The sequence below is a fragment of the Planctobacterium sp. AWM4_229 genome, assembly GCF_056160305.1.
Window position 1 is genome coordinate 151,758 of record NZ_JBSWWX010000005.1, and the last position, 16,986, is coordinate 168,743.

Below are 16,986 nucleotides of genomic sequence, written 5' to 3' on the forward strand. Positions count from 1 at the left end.
ATAAATCTTAAACTTCAAATTCTTCGATAATTGAGTTTATAACTTTAGTTATTTCGTATTTTTCACGAACTAGTTTGAGACTTTCGGCACCATATTCTTTAGATAACTTTGGGTTTTCTAAAAAGCTCATCATCTTCTCGGCTAGCAGGATGCTGTTTTTAACAGGGACTTTGTATCCATTTTTTTGTTCAATAACTGTCTCCTTACAACCAGGGGCGTCAGTGGTGATAATTGGCATCCCAATTGCCATTGCTTCTAATGTAGATCTTGGGGTCCCTTCTCTATATGAGGGTAATACAAATACCTCGGAAGAAGCCAAATATGGGGACACATCTTTTTGGGGACCTATGTAATTAATTATACCGCTGCTTTGCCACTTTTCTATCTGGTCCTCACTAATTGCTGCTGGGTTGCTATCAGTCGGCCCCACAATCAGAAACTCAGCTTCAGGAAATTGTTGTTTGACTTGCTCTGCGGCAGCTACATATTCCAACACCCCTTTGTCAACGAGTAAACGCCCGACAAAAACAAACTGACCAGCCTTAATATTTCTTTTTACATTTTCAAATAAAGATAGGTTTACACCTGAGCCATTAATGACCTTCGTTGGAACTTTGTGCAAAAGCCCTGAGCTTTTCATTAAAGCTAGATCGTCACTATTTTGGAAAAAAACTAAAGTGTTACACTTTAACGCAATATAGTATTGAGACTTGACTAAGATGGCCAGCAGCCTTACTTTAACTCCTGTCGCGGTAAACAAGTATCCAAGGCCTGTCACATTTGAGAATATTTTTGCTTGAGAAAACAGTTTCGCGGCAATAGAGCCGTATAAAGTAGGTTTAATCGTATAGTTGAGGACAAAGTCGGGGCTTTCTTGCCTAATTATCTTGGCAATTTGAAAAAACAGTTTTAGATCATTTAAAGGATTTATTCCTTGCCTGTTGACATTAATATCACGATGTTGGGCCCCTAATTCAGATAACTCCTTGCTCGCATTTCGGGTATTTAAAAGGGAACACTCCTTTGGACACAGCACGACGACAGTGTGTCCCCTTTCTACAAGTAACATAATCAATTCCCGTCTGAAATTGACAATGGTAAATGCAGCATTAGCAATTAATACAAATTTTTTAGAGGACATTTTTACTACTTATTCATGATTCAGGTATTGGATTAGTGACGTAAGGGAGTAGCGGTATTTGTCGAAAAACTTAACTGACAGTAGGTGAGTTTTGTTTAGGTTTAATGTTACCAGTCCCTCAAAGTACCCTTAGATTTCCCATATTTAATTAGTCCGCCATTATCCACAGAATTTAAGGGAATGTCGATTGCGGCATAAGCGCTTTTTTTATTACAATACAATTAAGATGAAAACCGAATTTTCAATGCGGTATTGATTCAAAGTTGCGAGAAATACACTCCCTTTAGGTAGGAACTAGTTTTTGTTTTCTATAATCGACAAAATTATTGAAGTACCAAGATGGGCTAAGAGACTCATCACACTGTTTATTGACATTAGCTCGATCCTGTTTTCATTTTTTCTTGCTTTATACGTAAGGGTAGGAGAGGACTGGCATAGGTGGATGCAAGATGACATCTACACAGTTTTGTTGTTGACAATACTGATATCACTCTTGATTTGGGTGAAGTTGGGGCTGTATAGAGCGGTAATTCGATATCTCGATGTAAAGGCGCTTTCTAGTGTGTTCGTTGGAACCTTGTCATCTACTATGGTTTTTGTCGCCTTGGTCTTCGTCTTTGATGCACAACTTCCTCGGTCCGTACCGTTTATTTTTGGAGCAGTTATATTAATACTGGTTGCCGGTTCAAGATTACTGGTGCGCGGGGTCATTAATATGCGGCAAAATGCTGCCAAGATTCCAGTTGTTATTTACGGTGCGGGATCTTCAGGTAGGCAGTTGTGTTTGTCATTGCAAAATGGCAATGAATACAACCCGGTTGCTTTTGTTGATGATGAGAGAACTTTGCAAAAAAGTACCGTTTCGAACGTCGATGTTTATGGGCCTGAAAGGCTTCAATTCCTGATTGATGTGTACAAAATTAAAACGGTATTATTTGCTATACCGAGTATTTCTAGTGACAAAAAGCGCGAAATCTTTACTAAAGTTCAGAATATGAACGTAGATATGTTAACTATTCCGGGAACCGCCGATTTGGTCAGCGGTAAAGTCAGTGTGACCCAGCTTCGTTCAGTTCAAATCGAAGAGCTACTGGGCAGGGATGAAGTTAAACCTTTTGCTGACTTATTAGAAAAATGTTTGGCAGAAAAAACTGTTTTGGTGACAGGAGCGGGTGGCTCAATAGGCTCTGAGCTATGCAGAAAAATTGTCGAAAATTCTCCCAAACAACTGATCATTTTTGAGGTGTCAGAATACAATCTATACGCGATTGAAAAAGAGCTTTCGTCAATAGCACCTGATGTTACGGTGAAACCAATCTTGGGCTCAGTAACAGATGAAAAGTTGATTGAGCGGATTTTTGCATCCTTTGATATCGACACCGTTTATCATGCAGCCGCTTACAAGCATGTCCCTCTTGTTGAATTTAATATGGGGGCAGGGTTGTGGAACAATATTTGGGGTACCAGAGTTGTTGCAAAGGCAGCGTTGAAACACAAAGTTTCACATTTTGTGCTGATTTCAACTGATAAAGCTGTGCGTCCCACTAATGTAATGGGTACATCAAAACGCTTGGCAGAATTGATTATTCAGAATTTGGCTGATAAAAGCACCGACACTGTATTTTCAATGGTGAGATTCGGTAATGTTTTGGGTTCGTCAGGCTCGGTAATCCCTTTTTTCCGCAAACAGATAGAAAATGGTGGCCCTGTTACTGTTACTCATCCTGAGATTAATCGCTACTTTATGACGATACCTGAGGCTGCATCACTTGTGATCCAGGCTGGGGCGATGGCTGAAGGTGGTGATGTGTTCGTTTTGGATATGGGGAAACCCGTTAAGATCGCAGATCTTGCCAAAAACATGATTCAGTTAATGGGATACACGTATAAGCCAGATGAGTACTCAGAGGGAGACATAGAAATCGTCTACTCAGGATTGCGTCCAGGGGAAAAGCTATATGAAGAGTTACTTATTGGCGGTGATGTCTTCAAAACGCGTCATCCTAGAATCATGAGGGCCAATGAAATTAAGCTCGCAGATGCGGAATTGAAATCTTTGTTGGACAAAATAAAATGCGGCATTATTGAAAATAACGCTGAGCAACTTAGACAACTTTTAATCGATGCCCCTACCGGCTTTGAGCCATCAACGCCACTGTGTGATATTTTAAATAAAGCATCGTCAGTGAAAAAAAAGCAAGATAACTCGACCACAGAAAACGTGCATGTTTTAGCAAACAGTAAATAACCAGTTTGATGAATTGATAAGAGAAAGCCATTGGCAAGGGATTACCTGCAATACCTGGTGTTAACCGCACTCAATCTTGCTGTCAGTTTGATTCTGCTGTACAGCTTTGCAACATTTCTTGATAAAAGCAGCTATGCAGAATATGGCTACTTGTGGACTTTGGCATCTCTTTTTCTGATATTGATTAACGCCGGTCATAAAGATGCTTTATTTAAATATACCAGTCAAAACAATACGCCTGATTGTGAGCTGATCCTCGGCTCATCTTTTTTTATCTGTACCTTTTTATCTGTTTTGTTTTTTGTTTGCTGGCAAACTTTCAATAGCAATCTGGCTTTGGCACTTTTTGCTGTAACTGGGTTGCAGTTGATAAACATTTTGGCAACCTACTATCGTGGTAAGTCTAAGTATAGGCAAGATGTTTTAACCTTGTGTGTCTACAGGCTTGTTTGGTTACTAGTCTTTATCACTTTTGTTTATTACGGTAGAGATATTAGTGAGAACTCGGTATTCATTGCTGGGGGACTAGCTGGTATTTTGGTTTTTCTATCTGCTGGTGGCTTAAATCTGATTAAAAAAACAGGAATCAAAGCCGCGCATACGAAAAAAGCGTTAGCAAACGCGAATGTGATGCACTTTTTTATTATTGAACTGGTGACGGTTTCTTTCATGAAATCAGATGTGTTGCTGATTAAGTATTTCGGTATTGGTAGTGATGAACTGGCTGAGTATTTCTTTTCTCTGCAAGTGTTTGAGGCTGCAATTCTGTTATTGGCGCCAGTCACCTTTCTGTTTTTTAATCGCTACAATCAAAGTCGAAGTAGGAACGCTCAAAGCCGATTATTGGTCAAAAGTATGCTAATCCTCAGTTTTACTTTTGTGATCGGTTTATTGGTTTGGTGGCTGCTAGGCGAATTTATTTTGCATTCTCTGTTCCCCCACTACATGGATTCTTTCGAACTTATTTTAATCCTGACATTGGCGTTACTACCAAATGCCATCAATGCATTGCTGTCCGCATTACTCTTCGCTAATCACAAGGAAAAAATTTTTGTTAAAGTCAGTTTGTTCGGTTTATTTGTGTTGCTGCTATTAGATTCGACTCTTATTCCGACTTATGGAGTAACAGGCGCGGCATATGGCAGATTGGCCAGTGAAATGGTGATCGCGGTGATATTGTTCGTTTGTACGTTAAAAGTCATACCTGAAGCAAAAAACAAATCTTGATACATAGTAGCCTTGCTGTGGTAACCCTGTATAATTCGCCGCTTATAGTGTATGGAGAGCATGTTTGATTCAGTCATTAGCTATTGTAATCCCCGCGAAAAATGAGCAGAGCACCATTGGTGTAGTAATAGACAGCATTAATCAGCATTGTCCTGAAGCATTTATTATCGTTGTAAATGATTGCAGCGAAGATGATACTAAAAATGTGCTCACCAATTACGATGTGTGTGTATTAAACCATGTGGAAAGTAGAGGAGCCTGGAGAGCAACACAAACCGGCTTACTACATGCCTACAATAAAGGTTTTGAACTCGCTATTTCAATGGATGCCGATGGTCAGCACCTGGCATGTCAAATAAACAAGCTACTTAGTGCGATACAACAAAATATGGATGTGGATTTTGTTGTTGGCTCTTGTTTCGAAAGAGGCACTTTTTCGAAAAAGGTAGCTTGGCGCTTTTTTCGAACCATTGCGGGAATACAAATTGCTGATCTAACGTCAGGATTTAGAGCATATAATCGCTCCGCCATGGCTATCCTGACATGTGAGCAAGCCTGTTTGCTTGAGTATCAAGATGTTGGCGTTTTACTGATGTTGAAATCTGCAGGGTTGAAATATCGGGAAATACCCGTGGAAATTAATGACCGATTGGATGGTGAATCCAGAATATTTTCATCATGGTTAAAAGTTGCTTATTACATGTTATCAACAGCAATTATCAGTGTCGCAAAGGCTGCGCCCGAAGACCGTTCAAAATTAATAAAAAGATTGAAATAAAACATGGTACTTAACAATCCTCAACTCGTCTCTTCAGTGCTGGCGGTTATCATCGCTGGTAGTATTTTATGGCTGGTGCGTAGAGATTATCTGATCCAAAGGGATGCGGTAAAATGGTTGCTTCTGGCATTCGCTATCTTGCTTTATGGCTTAAACCCTGGCATAAACGACTTAATCGGTTTTAAGCTGGGTATATCGTATCCTCCCATCATTCCGCTTTTGGTTGGCTTTGCCATTGTGCTTATTAAACTGTTATTGGCGGATATTGAGCGCGCAAGATTACAAATTTCGGTTACCCGATTAGTGCAAAAAGTCGCAATTTTGGAGTCCAAAATTGAAGACAATAATCGAACTTCACAGGAATAACTCAACATGGAAAATAGTGATCTGGATTACAGCTTACACAGTTTATTTAAGTACTTGTTCGCAAAAAAACTACTGATTATTGCTATCCCTGTAGTGTTGGTATTTGTAACGGCAATTTGGACCTTAACGATCCCCAATACCTATCTCAGTGAGGCTACCTTGTCTCCTACAGAGGAGGCAAGTGGTGGTGGGTTGAATAATCTTTCGGGGCAGCTTGGTGGGTTGGCGTCTTTAGCGGGTATTTCTATTGGTGGAGATTCTACCGATCAGGTTACTGTTGCGCTTGAGATAATTAAGTCTCGCCAGTTTTTGAGTAATTTTGTGGAAAAATACAACATCAAACCACAGTTGATGGCGGCCACAGAATGGGATGCCGAATCCGGCGAGTTGTTGCTGGATGACGGCGTATACGATGCGCAATCCAATAGCTGGACTCGGCAGATGAAAAATGGCCGACCTCCCGAGCCCACTGCATTAGAAGTGTACGAGCAGTTTATTCAGATACTTGCCGTTGAAAGAGATACTGCCACGGGTTTGATTAAGTTGTCTCTGGAATTTTATTCGCCTCATCTGGCACAGGAGTGGTTAGCACTGATAATTAACCAGCTAAACAGCGATATGCGGCGTCGGGAAATTCAGTCCACTAAGGAAAATATCGAGTACCTCGAAGCCAAAGTTGAACAGATCGGCGATATCGAAATGAAAACCGTCTTTTATCAATTGATTCAGGAGCAAACTAAGCAATTAATGCTGGCTGAAGTGAGAACCGATTTTGTCTTTACTATTATCGACCCACCTTATACGCCAGAGCTCAAGCATGCGCCGCGTCGTGCATTAATTTGTATTGCTGCCGGCTTTTTAAGTGGTTTTTTAGTAGTAGCTTGGTTTACCTTAGTGTTTTTGGTGACACCGCGTCGCGCATAACCTAAAGCTCGCTTCTGAATGAAACTTTTGAACACCTTTTTCGCAGCAGAGCTTGCCAAGCGAGGCCCATCTGGCAGTTTACAGCAAAGTGAACTGCAAAGGCGGCAACTTTTCGAAAATATATTGTTGCTGTTGCTGGGGATTTACCTGTTTATCGATACGCTCAATGGCCTGTTTGTTAAAACCCTTGGCCTGCCAAATATCCTTTCTGCGGGTTATAAACAAGGTTTGTTTCTGCTGATGCTATTGTTCGCTTTGCAATTTGAACCAAGACGATTCTTCTGGTGCTTGTTGTGTGTGGCTGCAACTTTTATCTGGGCAATGGCCCGATTCTATCTGGTGGACAATATTTGGTTCACTTTAGCGTTTCAGGAAGCCATCAAAGTCATCTACCTGTTTGTAATGGTGCTGGTATTGAGCTCGTTTCGCCACTTCACCAGCAAAAAGCTCAACCTGATTTTATTGTTTAGCATCGGAATCGTGGTACTTAACGTTGTTTTTGCACTGTTGGGTATAGGTCAATCCACCTATGGGAACTTTGGAGCAAAAGGTTTTTTTTACTCGGGAAACGCAGTGTCCGGTGTCATAGTTATTAGCTCTGCGTGGTTTCTAACGACGGCGTTTAAGCGTTCTATCATTCTTTTTTTGTCCTTGATTCTTTTTCTCTCTGCAGTGGCACTGCTTATAGGTACTAAAAGTGGTTTTCTTGGCGTTTTACTTTGTGCTTTGATGGTAATTGCATTGCACCTCGACGCTCGAGCGCTCGCCTATGGCTTGCTTTTACTCTTTCTGACAGCTCTGGGCATCTTTGTTTTTGGAGAGCAGTTACTGGAGCAACCTCTGTTTCAGCGAGTCATGTTTTTCTATGACAATGGTGGCTTGACCAGGGTGCTATTTTCCGGAAGAGATGTGAAGCTGATGGAAATCTGGCCTTTGTTTGAGAGAGCAGATTTTTGGCAGCTAATGTTAGGCCTGGATATGCAAGCCATGCAACGTGCTGGGGTGTGGCGAGTGGAGTTTGATTGGGCTGATATGCAAATTAACTTTGGTATTTTACTCTCGTTATTGGTTTACCTTGGGTACCTGGCTTTGTTCGGTCGTTTGTTGATTCAGCCTAAAAACACTGTGGTTTCGTCAGCCGTTATTGCTTTTGTTGTATTGATTCTGATTTCTGCCATTGCGGGACATGTGCTGTACAATGGTATGGTTACGCCGCTATGGGCAGTGCTTACTGCTGCCGCTTTAAATAAAAGTTTGCTCAATGGAGCTAAAGGGCACTTTAGCTAATGAGTCGTCACTTCAATAAACTTATGATTTTGGGTTGTTAATGCTGAAAAAGCTCTCACCTGGCAATATTGCAGTAATCAAAAATACCAACTGGTTATTATTTGAAAAAGTCATTTCAGCTCCATGTGGCCTGTTGCTGAGTATTGTATTGGCAAGATATTTGGGGACAGAAGCATTTGGTAATTACAGTTACCTGGTTGCTTTAGTGTTAATCATTGTTCCACTGGCTGCGCTTGGACTCAATGCAATCATCACCCGAGAACTGGTAAACCAACCAGATAAGCAACATCAAATAATGGGAACTGCTCTGGCAGGACGCTTTATTGGCACTGGTTTAGGTGCACTGGTGCTGGTGGGAATTGCCTTTTGGGATAGTCCGTCAAATAAATATTTGCTCTTGTGTTTAGCTGCGGGACAGATATTTAGCGCCTTCACTGTATTTAATTTTTGGTTTCAGGCAAAGATGCGTAACAATCACGCAGTCTTTTCGCGGTTACTTGCCTTATTAATCGGGTTGAGTCTGAAACTGCTGGCAGTCTATTACGATCTGGGGATTCAGGTTCTGATATTCTTGTACAGCCTGGATTTTCTGTTTGTCGCTATATTCAATATGCTTTTTTACCTGCGTGACAAAGATGTAGCAAAGCCACTGGTGGTTGAAAAAGACCGATTATTTTCCATGATTGGCCAATCCAAATGGCTGATCATGTCTAGTGTGGCAACGGTTATTAATTTGAAGATAGATATTGTCATGTTGCAACATCTTAGCTCTTCTGCTGAGGCGGGGATTTATTCAGTTGCTGCAAGAATATCTGAGGTGTGGTTTTTTATACCGATTGCGATTACTGCTGCTTATTTCCCGGTTCTATTGAAGAAAAAGAGCAATGACGTGGCACAATATCAGCGCAGTTTGCAAAATCTCAATGACATATTATTGGCAATGGCAGTGGCCGTTATTGTCCCCACTTTGTTGCTTTCAGAGTTCCTTATCGTATTGCTGTTTGGACAGGAATACCGCGCTTCTGCCTATATGCTCAATATTCATATTTTTGGGGGCATTTTTATTTTTATGCGAACCCTGTTAAGCAAATGGTTGATTGCCGAGGGCATACTCAAGTTTTCACTGGTTACCCACGGCATCGGCGCTGTCTGCAATATAGGTGCAAACTATCTGCTCATTCCTGAGTATGGTGGAATAGGCGCAGCCTGGGCGTCGGTGTTTTCTTATGCCGTCGCCTCCTACTTTGCATTATTCGTATCTGCCACCACAAGGCCCATGGGCATCGTAATGACAAAAAGCTTAATCTTTCCGGTGCGTTGGATTATTGCAGGCATCAAATAAAGAAACTAGAAAGCGGCCGTTCGAGTGAGAAGGAAAAATACCCAGTTCTCAATCGAAAAAGCGTTGCCATTCTGTTTCAGCAAATTCTGCTTTAAGCGAATCGTAGTTCTCAATGAGATCTTGCAATTTTCCTGGGTTTTGTTTCCTGAGGTTGGTTTTAGGAGCCATTGGATCAACACCAAGGAAGCTTGTCAGTTTAGCAAACTCGTTTTCGGGATCTGAAATCATGCGTTCATAGCAAATCTCAATGAAAGGGTGCTCTGAAAAGTCCTCAACCGCATTCGCCTCCCAGCGTTTTGTTTTGTTGAACCCTTCTTCCAGCTCTTCTTTGGTAAAGGAGACTTGTCTGTTTCTGACTTTATCTACTTCTTTTTTAGATGCGGCGGTCCAGACATCAGATTGCATCGCTACCTTTCTGGAGATATGCATCCGCAACATATTTTCGCGGCGAAGTTGAATTACATGGATTGATTTGTCGGCCTTGATAAGCTCCCAGATATCACTATCTTTATCGTCCATGGGGTGATGATAAAATATTTTAAAACCCGCAGCTTTTATTGCTTCGGGTTGTAACTTATAAACTCGGTCCAAAATCTTTTGTGACGGCTTGTTTTTTTGATATGCAAAAATTTCGCCTTCCATATGTAACTGTGGGTGCGAGTTCATAAAGGATAGAAGCAAGTTGGAGCCTGTTCTCGCTCTACCGATAACAATGACCTTTTTAAAGTGGGAATTGCGCTGAATTTGGCTTAGTAAACGATGCTTCAATACCCGTTTGGCTTTTGACGGGTTATTCAGTGATTTTTTTAAGGTTTCTATCATGGTTTTTGTCATTGCTCCTTGGGGGAGGGGATTTTATGTGAAATTGTCTTAATTGACAATTAACCAGGAAAAGGGCTAAATATCGCCGCTTTAAGTGCGGTTACACAGGAGATAACACAGGCAGTTATCCTCTAAATTTTTTTAATGGTTGCTAGATTTTTTTATGGCTAAACGATTTCTTATACTGTCGAACATGTATCCCACAACAAAGACTCCCACACAGGGAGTTTTTGTTAAAAACATAGAAATGGCTTTGCAGGCTTCGGGGATAGATGTAGCGCGAGTCGTATTAGCAGGTAGACACGATAGTTATTTGCTTAAGGCATTTTACTATTTGAAGTACATAATACAGGCATTCATAAGATTGCTGTTTACCCGAAGAGTTGTTTATTTGCATTATGTGGCTCACTCATCAATTCCCGTATTGATGGCTTCGCTGTTTCGCAAATTGCCCATCGTAGCCCATGTCCACGGTGGAGATGTTTTACCAGCTGAATATGAACCTGAGTGGGTTAGAAAAATAAAATTGAGTATTTCGCGAAAAGCACTCAAAAAAGCTGGCAAAATCATCGTACCCTCAAAGTACTTTCGTCAGCTGTTGATGGAACAGTTTGAAATTTCAGGGAATATTGTAGAGGTGAACCCGTCTGGTGGTGTAGATACCAAAAAATTTGAGCCGAGCAAGAACGAGCAGCCATCTTTTGTTGCCAATAACCAACTGATTCTTGGCTATGTTGGTAGGTTAGATTCTGGAAAAGGAATAGAGACGCTAATCGCTGCGTTAAAAAGGCTTGATATCGATTTTTGTTGTCATTTTGTGGGTACTGGTATCCGTGCAGATGACTTCAAAAATTTGGCCAAACCCCTCGAATTGTCAAATAAAGTGATATTTCATGGTGCGGTGCCACAAGCGCAGTTGCCCGAGTTTTATACGAGATTTGATTATCTGGTTTTTCCTTCCGAGATGCAGGAAAGTTTGGGGTTGGTAGGCTTGGAGGCAATGGCATGTGGCATACCCGTTATTGGTACTATGAACGCGGGTATGGCTGACTATTTGGTGGATAAGCAAAATGGTTTTGGTTTTTCATCCGGGTGTGTTGATTCATTGGTCGACCAGCTTTTACACAGTGCTTCGTTGACACCAGACGCTTATCATGCACTCAGTGAGTCAGCAAGAGAGACAGCATTACAATATGATGCCCAAACCAGCAATACACATTTAATGGAAATTCTGCACTGATGGATAATGCAAAAAAGCCCGCTTTATTGTTAGTTTATGGAGAGGGTGGCCATGCAGAAGAAATGCGGCGCTTATTAGCGGCAATATCTGATACTCTGGTGTCGAGATTGGCTTTGGTGGCTATAACAGAAGCTGGAGCCAAAAGTATTGACCCTCGGGTAATTCGCTACGATGTGAAAGAGGTAAGGGATAAGCAGAGCGGTATCAAGGTTGTAGGCTTGCTCAACAGTTTAACGAGTTTGTTAAAGCAAGTTGTCCGTGTTTTTTCAAATAATGATGTGCGCTATGTGCTTACAACTGGCCCCGGTCTTGCGATTCCAGTTTCTTTATTCGCAAGGTTCAGAGGGGTAGAAGTGTTGCACGTAGAGACTTGTTGTCGATTTTACTCTAAATCTCTTACGGGCAAGTTTATGGAGCTGCTGGCCAGTGAGTTTTGGGTGCAAAATAAAGAGCTTCTGGACTTGTATCCCAAAGCAAAATACTGTGGCAGATTATGAAAAAAGTCTTGGTAACTGTTGGAACGACGCCTTTTAATTCGTTGTTTCAAGCATTAGAACATTGCGACATTCCGGAAGATTTAGCGGTGGAGTGTCAAATCGCAAGCGGCTCTTATATTCCGAAAAAGTTTAAACATTTTCGATTTGCCGATGATTTCGAACAGCAGCTGATGAGCGCCGATGTGGTGATTAGTCATGCTGGCGCAGGAACGGTTTTTAAGTTGCTGGAATTGGTTAAACCAGCAATTGTTGTGGCTAATCTTGAGCGTAAAGACAATCACCAAATCGAACTGGCACGTTATGTTTCTGAGCATGGTTTGGCTTTGGGTGTGATGCAACTGGATGAGCTACAATCTTCATTAAATCGACTTAAATCATTTAAGCCCAGCACCTACCAAAAATCGTCATTTTTTTTAACTGAACAATTAAATCAAAAAATTTTTAAAGCTTGCTTCTCAGAAAGTGAATAATTCCCCGTTTTTATTGGTATTACTTCATGACAATTGTGCTTGTCAGCTATAAAATGGCGGGCTTTTCCCTCGACAAGACAGGAACTCTTTAGATTCATGAAAGTAATTATCTCAGGCGGAGAATTGTTCAACAAAGGCGCTCAGTCTATGACGCTATCAGTGGTTAGTGAAGTGCGCAAGCGTTATCCCGATGCTGAAATCGCATTGCTCTCTGCACCGGATGCCAGACGCTCTTCGGATGAGCTAAAATCATATCGCTTTGCCGTTTTGCCTTGGGATTTGCGTATGAAGCTGAGAAAATTTCCTTTGCTGGGACTACTTGTCAAGAATAAGTATTTTAGCGCAGAACAAGAAAAACAAATGTGGCAAACCGTTGAACAGGCAGATTTAGCGATTGATGTCAGTGGTTTTTGCTTGTCTTCGCAGTTTGGCACCGCGAGGATTGTGGACTATTTGACGAATTTATTCTTTTTCAAAAAGTCGGGTGTTAAGACGGTTTTATTCCCTCAATCATTTGGGCCATTCGCTTTTCAGGGAAAGTTCGCTGGTTTATTGATACGTTACACCAAAAAATTAATGCAATACCCTGACAAAATCTTTGCCCGTGAGGTTGATGGACAAAAACACCTGAAACTGCTGGGAATAGAGGATAATGTTTCAGTCGCTTTAGACACCGTGTTACAGACGTCAAAGCTTGAGAACGAGCTGGTTTTTAACGATATTCCTCAGAACAATCTACCGGAGTTGGCAAATAACTCGGTGTGTATTGTGCCGAACCAAAAAGTTTATGTAAAAAATAAAGGCAACTCCCTGACTGCACTTTATCAAGGTTTGATTGAGCAATTGCTTGCGGCAGGTAAAACGGTTTATCTTCTACGCCACTCTTTTGAAGATTTGGACATCATTACCCAGCTCAAAGCGCTGTTTGCCGATGATGATAGAGTAGTCGCTCTCGGAAACGATTTTAATGCCTTAGAATTAACCGCGATCATTAACCAATCGCAGTTCCTGATTGCTTCTCGTTACCATGCTGTCGTGCATGCTTACAAGTGCAGAAAACCCTGCCTTGTCTTAGGTTGGGCAGTCAAATATCAAGAGCTAACACAACATTTTGAACAACAGCAATACTGTTTTGACGTGCGGGAGAATATGGCTGTTGAGCAAATTGATAAAGCTTTAGCGTTCTTGCTAGAACATTATCAGGCAGAGTCAGACAAACTGAACACATGTGCACAGCGATTGAAACTAGGTACCTTGTTTGATGAGGCGTTCTCTGTTGTCTAATTCACCCTCAGTATCAGTTGTTATTCCTACCTTTGGCAGACCCGATAAATTACTGGTGTCGATAAATACAGTGAGGCAACAGTCGCGTGAGGATTGGGAGATGATCATTGTTGATGACAATGATCCGTCATCTGAGCACCGAGCTGCGACGGCTCAATTACTGCAACAATTTGACGACCCGCGTATCAGATATGTTGCCCTTGCTAAAAATTCAGGTGCCTGCATTGCGAGGAATCGAGGTGTACAAGAAAGCCGTGCTGAACTGGTGGCCTTTTTGGACGATGATGATGTCTGGCGAAAAGATAAATTACAACATTGTATAGCGACGTTTCAGCAAGACTCAGAGCTGGGATTGTTAATCCACAACATTAAACAGGTGTACCGAGATAGGGTTACTTGTTTTGAATATCATGTAGATGGCAATTTCTACAATCACTTTCTCGCTGCAGCGGCCGGAGTCTCCTGTTCTGCTATCATCGTTCGCAAATCTCTTTTTATACAGGTTGGGGGCTTTGATCCGGACTTAGCAAGTTATCAAGACTTAGATCTTATGTTGCGAATGTCTGATTCTAGCAAAGCAGATGTCCTGTCTGAGGTTTTACTTGAATATCAATTGTCGGATTCAGGAATAACCTTCAATTTTGCTAAGAAGGTTGCCGGTGCACAGAGAATTCTGGATAAGTTCTACCTGAACAATGAGACAGCTGCTGCGCAATCGGGTAAAAGAGTATTGTATTCTGCATTAGGAGATTACAATATGATGCTCGGTAATGCAGCGGCAGCTTTGCAAGCCTATCGTAAATTGGCCCATTGTGGTCAACCAGATAAAAAGTCCAGATTTAAATTAGTGCTTGCTCAAATGAACCTTACTATTATTTTTCGACTCCTGCTCAATCTGAAAAAACGTTTTGCCTGAGAGTTGTCCTCGGAATTTACATGCTATGAAAGCGCTACTTAGAAAAATCTTGTCACCTCATCACATTTTCACCATAAAATCTTACATTCTTTCCTTTAAACTGTTGATTTACCGCTTCTTTGGTTCCCAACGCTGGCTTAGCCGACTGTATTATGGCCTTTTTTCAGCCGAGTTTGGCCGTGAATGTCAGTCAGTTTTAAAAGGCAAAATCCGCTATCACGAGTCTCATCGCTCCTATGACATGGGTAATAGTGCCCTGTTACGGCGCAATGTTCATCGCCTCGAAAAAGGCCTGATTATGCAGCCCAGGAAGCCATCTTTTGCTGCCAACTATATTGAAGAAACTGTTCGTGCTTATGAAGGAATGTGCAGCAGTAGTGAGTTTTGTGGTGAAGAACGCAGTTGGGCTCACGACGTACTCAATGCCTATTTTGACGTTGTGAAAGATACACCGCCAATTAAACGGGCGCGAGAGACTTTTCAAAGAATAGAGTCTCTGGAGTTAAAAGCCTATGTTCCCTATACCCACTCTGACAAGACTAAAACGGATATCTCCACTGAGCAGTTACACAACCTGTTTATGCAAAGACGTTCAACCCGCTGGTTTAAAGAAGCTAGTGTTGAGCAAGAGAAAGTCGATAAAGCGATAGAGCTAGCGTCTCTGGCTCCTAGTGCTTGCAATCGCCAACCCTTTAGTTTTTATGTCGCGCAGGAACAAAAGGATGCTGTTGAGATCGCAAAAATGGCCGGCGGAACGGGTGGCTTCGCTGAAAATATCCCGGTTTTGATTGCCGTCGTTGGGGATTTATCAGCCTATCCATTTGAACGAGATCGTCACTTGATCTACATTGATGGCTCGTTAGCCGCTATGCAATTAATGCTGGCATTTGAAACATTGGGGTTGAGCACTTGCCCAATTAATTGGCCTGATGTAGAAGTTAGAGAGAAACAAATAATTAATAAACTTAAACTACAATGTGATCAACGAGTTATCATGCTTATTGCCGTAGGCTATGGTGACAGCGACGGTATGATACCGTTTTCAAGTAAGAAAACGGTGAGTAGTTTAAAAGTAGATGTTTAAAATTAAGGATTCTAAATGAGAGTCACGGTTTTTGGTATTGGCTATGTAGGACTGGTTCAGGCTGCAGTGCTGGCGGATTTGGGTAACACAGTAACCTGTGTGGATATTGATCAGTCTAAGGTAGATGCACTGAAAGAGGGGCACATTCCTATCTTTGAGCCCGGCCTCGAGCCGATGGTGAAAAACAATTACCGTGGAAAGAGACTATTATTTACTACCGATGCAAAAACTGCCGTAGATAATGCTGAAGTGATATTTATCGCAGTTGGAACACCAATGGATCAAGATGGCTCTGCTGATTTGCAGTATGTGTTAAAAGTCGCTGAGACCATTGGGCAAAATCTCACTAGTTACTCTGTTGTGGTGAACAAGTCTACGATTCCTGTGGGAACGGGTGACAGAGTTGAAGCGGTGATTAAAGAGCAGGTTGACGCGCGAGGTTCAGACATTGACTTTGATGTGGTATCAAATCCTGAATTCCTAAAAGAAGGTGCAGCAATTGCAGATTGCTCTAAGCCTGACCGAATCATACTGGGCTCAAATAGTGCAAAAGCATTAGGGGTTATGCACAATCTTTATGCACCATTTAACCGAAATCACAAAAGAACCATTGTGATGGATCGTCGTAGTGCAGAGTTGACCAAATATGCTGCAAACTGCATGTTGGCGACTAAGATCAGTTTTATGAATGAAATGGCCAATATTGCGGAGCAGGTAGGGGCTGATATTGAGATGGTGCGCAATGGTATTGGGTCCGATCCTCGTATTGGTTATCATTTTATATATCCTGGCTGCGGCTACGGTGGCTCTTGTTTTCCTAAAGATGTGAACGCCTTAATTAAAACCTCTCTGGATCATGGTCACACACCGCAAATCTTACAAAGCGTTGAGTCGGTAAACGCTGCTCAGAAGATAAAATTGGAAGAGATGGTGTACCGCCATTATGGCGAAAACCTGGCTGGCACGGTGATTGCTGTCTGGGGGGGGACCTTTAAACCCAACACTGACGATATCAGAGAAGCCCCTAGCCTGGTTGCTATGGATGCGCTTTTGAAAAAAGGAGCAACAATCAGACTATTTGACCCGATTGCCAATGAAGCATTAAGTGCCAAGTTAGGTAATCCGGACAACTTGATTACTCTCGAAGATCCAATGGAAGCGCTAACGGGTTCTGATGGCTTAATGATATGTACAGAATGGAAGATGTTTAAAGCTCCGGACTTTAATCAAATAAAACAAAGTCTGAATCATCCGGTCATTTTTGATGGGCGAAACTTGTACGACCCTGAAACTATGGCTGAACTCGGTATCGATTATTATGCCATCGGTAGAGGAAAATCAGTTAAAAGGTTCGATTGAT

At 41.7% G+C, this 16,986-nt stretch carries 16 protein-coding genes; 14 read left to right on the forward strand and 2 right to left on the reverse strand.

Features of this window, described 5'->3' with window-relative positions; all coding sequences use genetic code 11:
* Positions 1 to 7: 7 nt before the first annotated feature.
* Positions 8 to 1,141 (reverse strand): glycosyltransferase family 4 protein, encoded by a 1,134-nt coding sequence (locus ACXAGP_RS12380; protein ID WP_475261742.1) that lies wholly within the window; start codon positions 1,139 to 1,141, stop codon positions 8 to 10.
* Positions 1,142 to 1,442: 301 nt separating this feature from the next.
* Between ACXAGP_RS12380 and ACXAGP_RS12385 the strand changes: the two genes are divergently transcribed.
* From ACXAGP_RS12385 to ACXAGP_RS12415, 7 genes are all read left to right on the forward strand, one after another.
* Entirely contained in the window at positions 1,443 to 3,389 is a 1,947-nt protein-coding gene (locus tag ACXAGP_RS12385; protein WP_475261744.1) for a polysaccharide biosynthesis protein, read from the forward strand.
* 30 nt (positions 3,390 to 3,419) lie between these two features.
* Entirely contained in the window at positions 3,420 to 4,616 is a 1,197-nt protein-coding gene (locus ACXAGP_RS12390; RefSeq protein WP_475261746.1) for a lipopolysaccharide biosynthesis protein, read from the forward strand.
* Between the two features lie 64 nt (positions 4,617 to 4,680).
* Complete coding sequence (locus ACXAGP_RS12395; RefSeq protein ID WP_475261747.1) at positions 4,681 to 5,394, forward strand: glycosyltransferase family 2 protein; 714 nt, start codon at positions 4,681 to 4,683, stop codon at positions 5,392 to 5,394.
* 3 nt (positions 5,395 to 5,397) lie between these two features.
* Positions 5,398 to 5,760, forward strand: coding sequence for a DUF2304 domain-containing protein (locus ACXAGP_RS12400; protein ID WP_475261748.1), 363 nt, complete (start codon positions 5,398 to 5,400; stop codon positions 5,758 to 5,760).
* Positions 5,761 to 5,766: 6 nt separating this feature from the next.
* Positions 5,767 to 6,684, forward strand: a complete 918-nt coding sequence (locus tag ACXAGP_RS12405) for a Wzz/FepE/Etk N-terminal domain-containing protein (RefSeq protein ID WP_475261749.1) — start codon at positions 5,767 to 5,769, stop codon at positions 6,682 to 6,684.
* Between the two features lie 18 nt (positions 6,685 to 6,702).
* The gene (locus ACXAGP_RS12410; RefSeq protein WP_475261750.1) at positions 6,703 to 7,971 is read left to right on the forward strand and encodes an O-antigen ligase family protein; all 1,269 of its coding nucleotides are present in this window, start codon (positions 6,703 to 6,705) and stop codon (positions 7,969 to 7,971) included.
* A 40-nt stretch (positions 7,972 to 8,011) separates the two neighbouring features.
* Entirely contained in the window at positions 8,012 to 9,313 is a 1,302-nt protein-coding gene (locus tag ACXAGP_RS12415) for a flippase (RefSeq protein WP_475261751.1), read from the forward strand.
* A 48-nt stretch (positions 9,314 to 9,361) separates the two neighbouring features.
* Here the strand turns inward: ACXAGP_RS12415 and ACXAGP_RS12420 are convergent, their stop codons facing one another.
* The gene (locus ACXAGP_RS12420; protein WP_475261752.1) at positions 9,362 to 9,955 is read right to left on the reverse strand and encodes a sulfotransferase; all 594 of its coding nucleotides are present in this window, start codon (positions 9,953 to 9,955) and stop codon (positions 9,362 to 9,364) included.
* A 343-nt stretch (positions 9,956 to 10,298) separates the two neighbouring features.
* Between ACXAGP_RS12420 and ACXAGP_RS12425 the strand changes: the two genes are divergently transcribed.
* The 7 genes from ACXAGP_RS12425 (at position 10,299) to ACXAGP_RS12455 (ending at position 16,985) form a co-directional block, all read left to right on the forward strand.
* On the forward strand, positions 10,299 to 11,375 hold the full coding sequence (locus ACXAGP_RS12425; RefSeq protein WP_475261753.1) for a glycosyltransferase: 1,077 nt from the start codon (positions 10,299 to 10,301) through the stop codon (positions 11,373 to 11,375).
* Positions 11,375 to 11,872 (forward strand): PssD/Cps14F family polysaccharide biosynthesis glycosyltransferase, encoded by a 498-nt coding sequence (gene pssD / locus ACXAGP_RS12430; RefSeq protein ID WP_475261754.1) that lies wholly within the window; start codon positions 11,375 to 11,377, stop codon positions 11,870 to 11,872. The genes ACXAGP_RS12425 and pssD overlap by 1 nt, the downstream gene beginning before the upstream one ends.
* Entirely contained in the window at positions 11,869 to 12,342 is a 474-nt protein-coding gene (pssE, locus tag ACXAGP_RS12435; RefSeq protein WP_475261755.1) for a PssE/Cps14G family polysaccharide biosynthesis glycosyltransferase, read from the forward strand. The genes pssD and pssE overlap by 4 nt, the downstream gene beginning before the upstream one ends.
* A 96-nt stretch (positions 12,343 to 12,438) precedes the next feature.
* Positions 12,439 to 13,626, forward strand: a complete 1,188-nt coding sequence (locus ACXAGP_RS12440) for a polysaccharide pyruvyl transferase family protein (RefSeq protein ID WP_475261757.1) — start codon at positions 12,439 to 12,441, stop codon at positions 13,624 to 13,626.
* Positions 13,619 to 14,542: a glycosyltransferase family 2 protein gene (locus ACXAGP_RS12445; RefSeq protein ID WP_475261758.1), complete on the forward strand. Its 924-nt coding sequence runs from the start codon at positions 13,619 to 13,621 to the stop codon at positions 14,540 to 14,542. Before ACXAGP_RS12440 ends, ACXAGP_RS12445 begins: the two co-directional genes overlap by 8 nt.
* Before the next feature lie 25 nt (positions 14,543 to 14,567).
* The gene (locus tag ACXAGP_RS12450) at positions 14,568 to 15,626 is read left to right on the forward strand and encodes a nitroreductase family protein (RefSeq protein WP_475261760.1); all 1,059 of its coding nucleotides are present in this window, start codon (positions 14,568 to 14,570) and stop codon (positions 15,624 to 15,626) included.
* A gap of 15 nt (positions 15,627 to 15,641) precedes the next feature.
* Positions 15,642 to 16,985: a UDP-glucose dehydrogenase family protein gene (locus tag ACXAGP_RS12455; protein ID WP_475261761.1), complete on the forward strand. Its 1,344-nt coding sequence runs from the start codon at positions 15,642 to 15,644 to the stop codon at positions 16,983 to 16,985.
* Position 16,986 lies beyond the last annotated feature (1 nt).

Excerpts from the sequence above, each read along its gene's own strand:
- ACXAGP_RS12415 (WP_475261751.1), top strand. The coding sequence starts at position 8,012 with ATGCTGAAAAAGCTCTCACCTGGCAATATTGCAGTAATCAAAAATACC.
- ACXAGP_RS12420 (WP_475261752.1), bottom strand. The coding sequence starts at position 9,955 with ATGGAAGGCGAAATTTTTGCATATCAAAAAAACAAGCCGTCACAAAAG.
- ACXAGP_RS12405 (WP_475261749.1), top strand. The coding sequence starts at position 5,767 with ATGGAAAATAGTGATCTGGATTACAGCTTACACAGTTTATTTAAGTAC.
- ACXAGP_RS12450 (WP_475261760.1), top strand. The coding sequence starts at position 14,568 with ATGAAAGCGCTACTTAGAAAAATCTTGTCACCTCATCACATTTTCACC.
- ACXAGP_RS12455 (WP_475261761.1), top strand. The coding sequence starts at position 15,642 with ATGAGAGTCACGGTTTTTGGTATTGGCTATGTAGGACTGGTTCAGGCT.
- ACXAGP_RS12425 (WP_475261753.1), top strand. The coding sequence starts at position 10,299 with ATGGCTAAACGATTTCTTATACTGTCGAACATGTATCCCACAACAAAG.
- pssD (WP_475261754.1), top strand. The coding sequence starts at position 11,375 with ATGGATAATGCAAAAAAGCCCGCTTTATTGTTAGTTTATGGAGAGGGT.
- ACXAGP_RS12380 (WP_475261742.1), bottom strand. The coding sequence starts at position 1,141 with ATGTCCTCTAAAAAATTTGTATTAATTGCTAATGCTGCATTTACCATT.
- ACXAGP_RS12440 (WP_475261757.1), top strand. The coding sequence starts at position 12,439 with ATGAAAGTAATTATCTCAGGCGGAGAATTGTTCAACAAAGGCGCTCAG.
- ACXAGP_RS12410 (WP_475261750.1), top strand. The coding sequence starts at position 6,703 with ATGAAACTTTTGAACACCTTTTTCGCAGCAGAGCTTGCCAAGCGAGGC.
- ACXAGP_RS12400 (WP_475261748.1), top strand. The coding sequence starts at position 5,398 with ATGGTACTTAACAATCCTCAACTCGTCTCTTCAGTGCTGGCGGTTATC.
- pssE (WP_475261755.1), top strand. The coding sequence starts at position 11,869 with ATGAAAAAAGTCTTGGTAACTGTTGGAACGACGCCTTTTAATTCGTTG.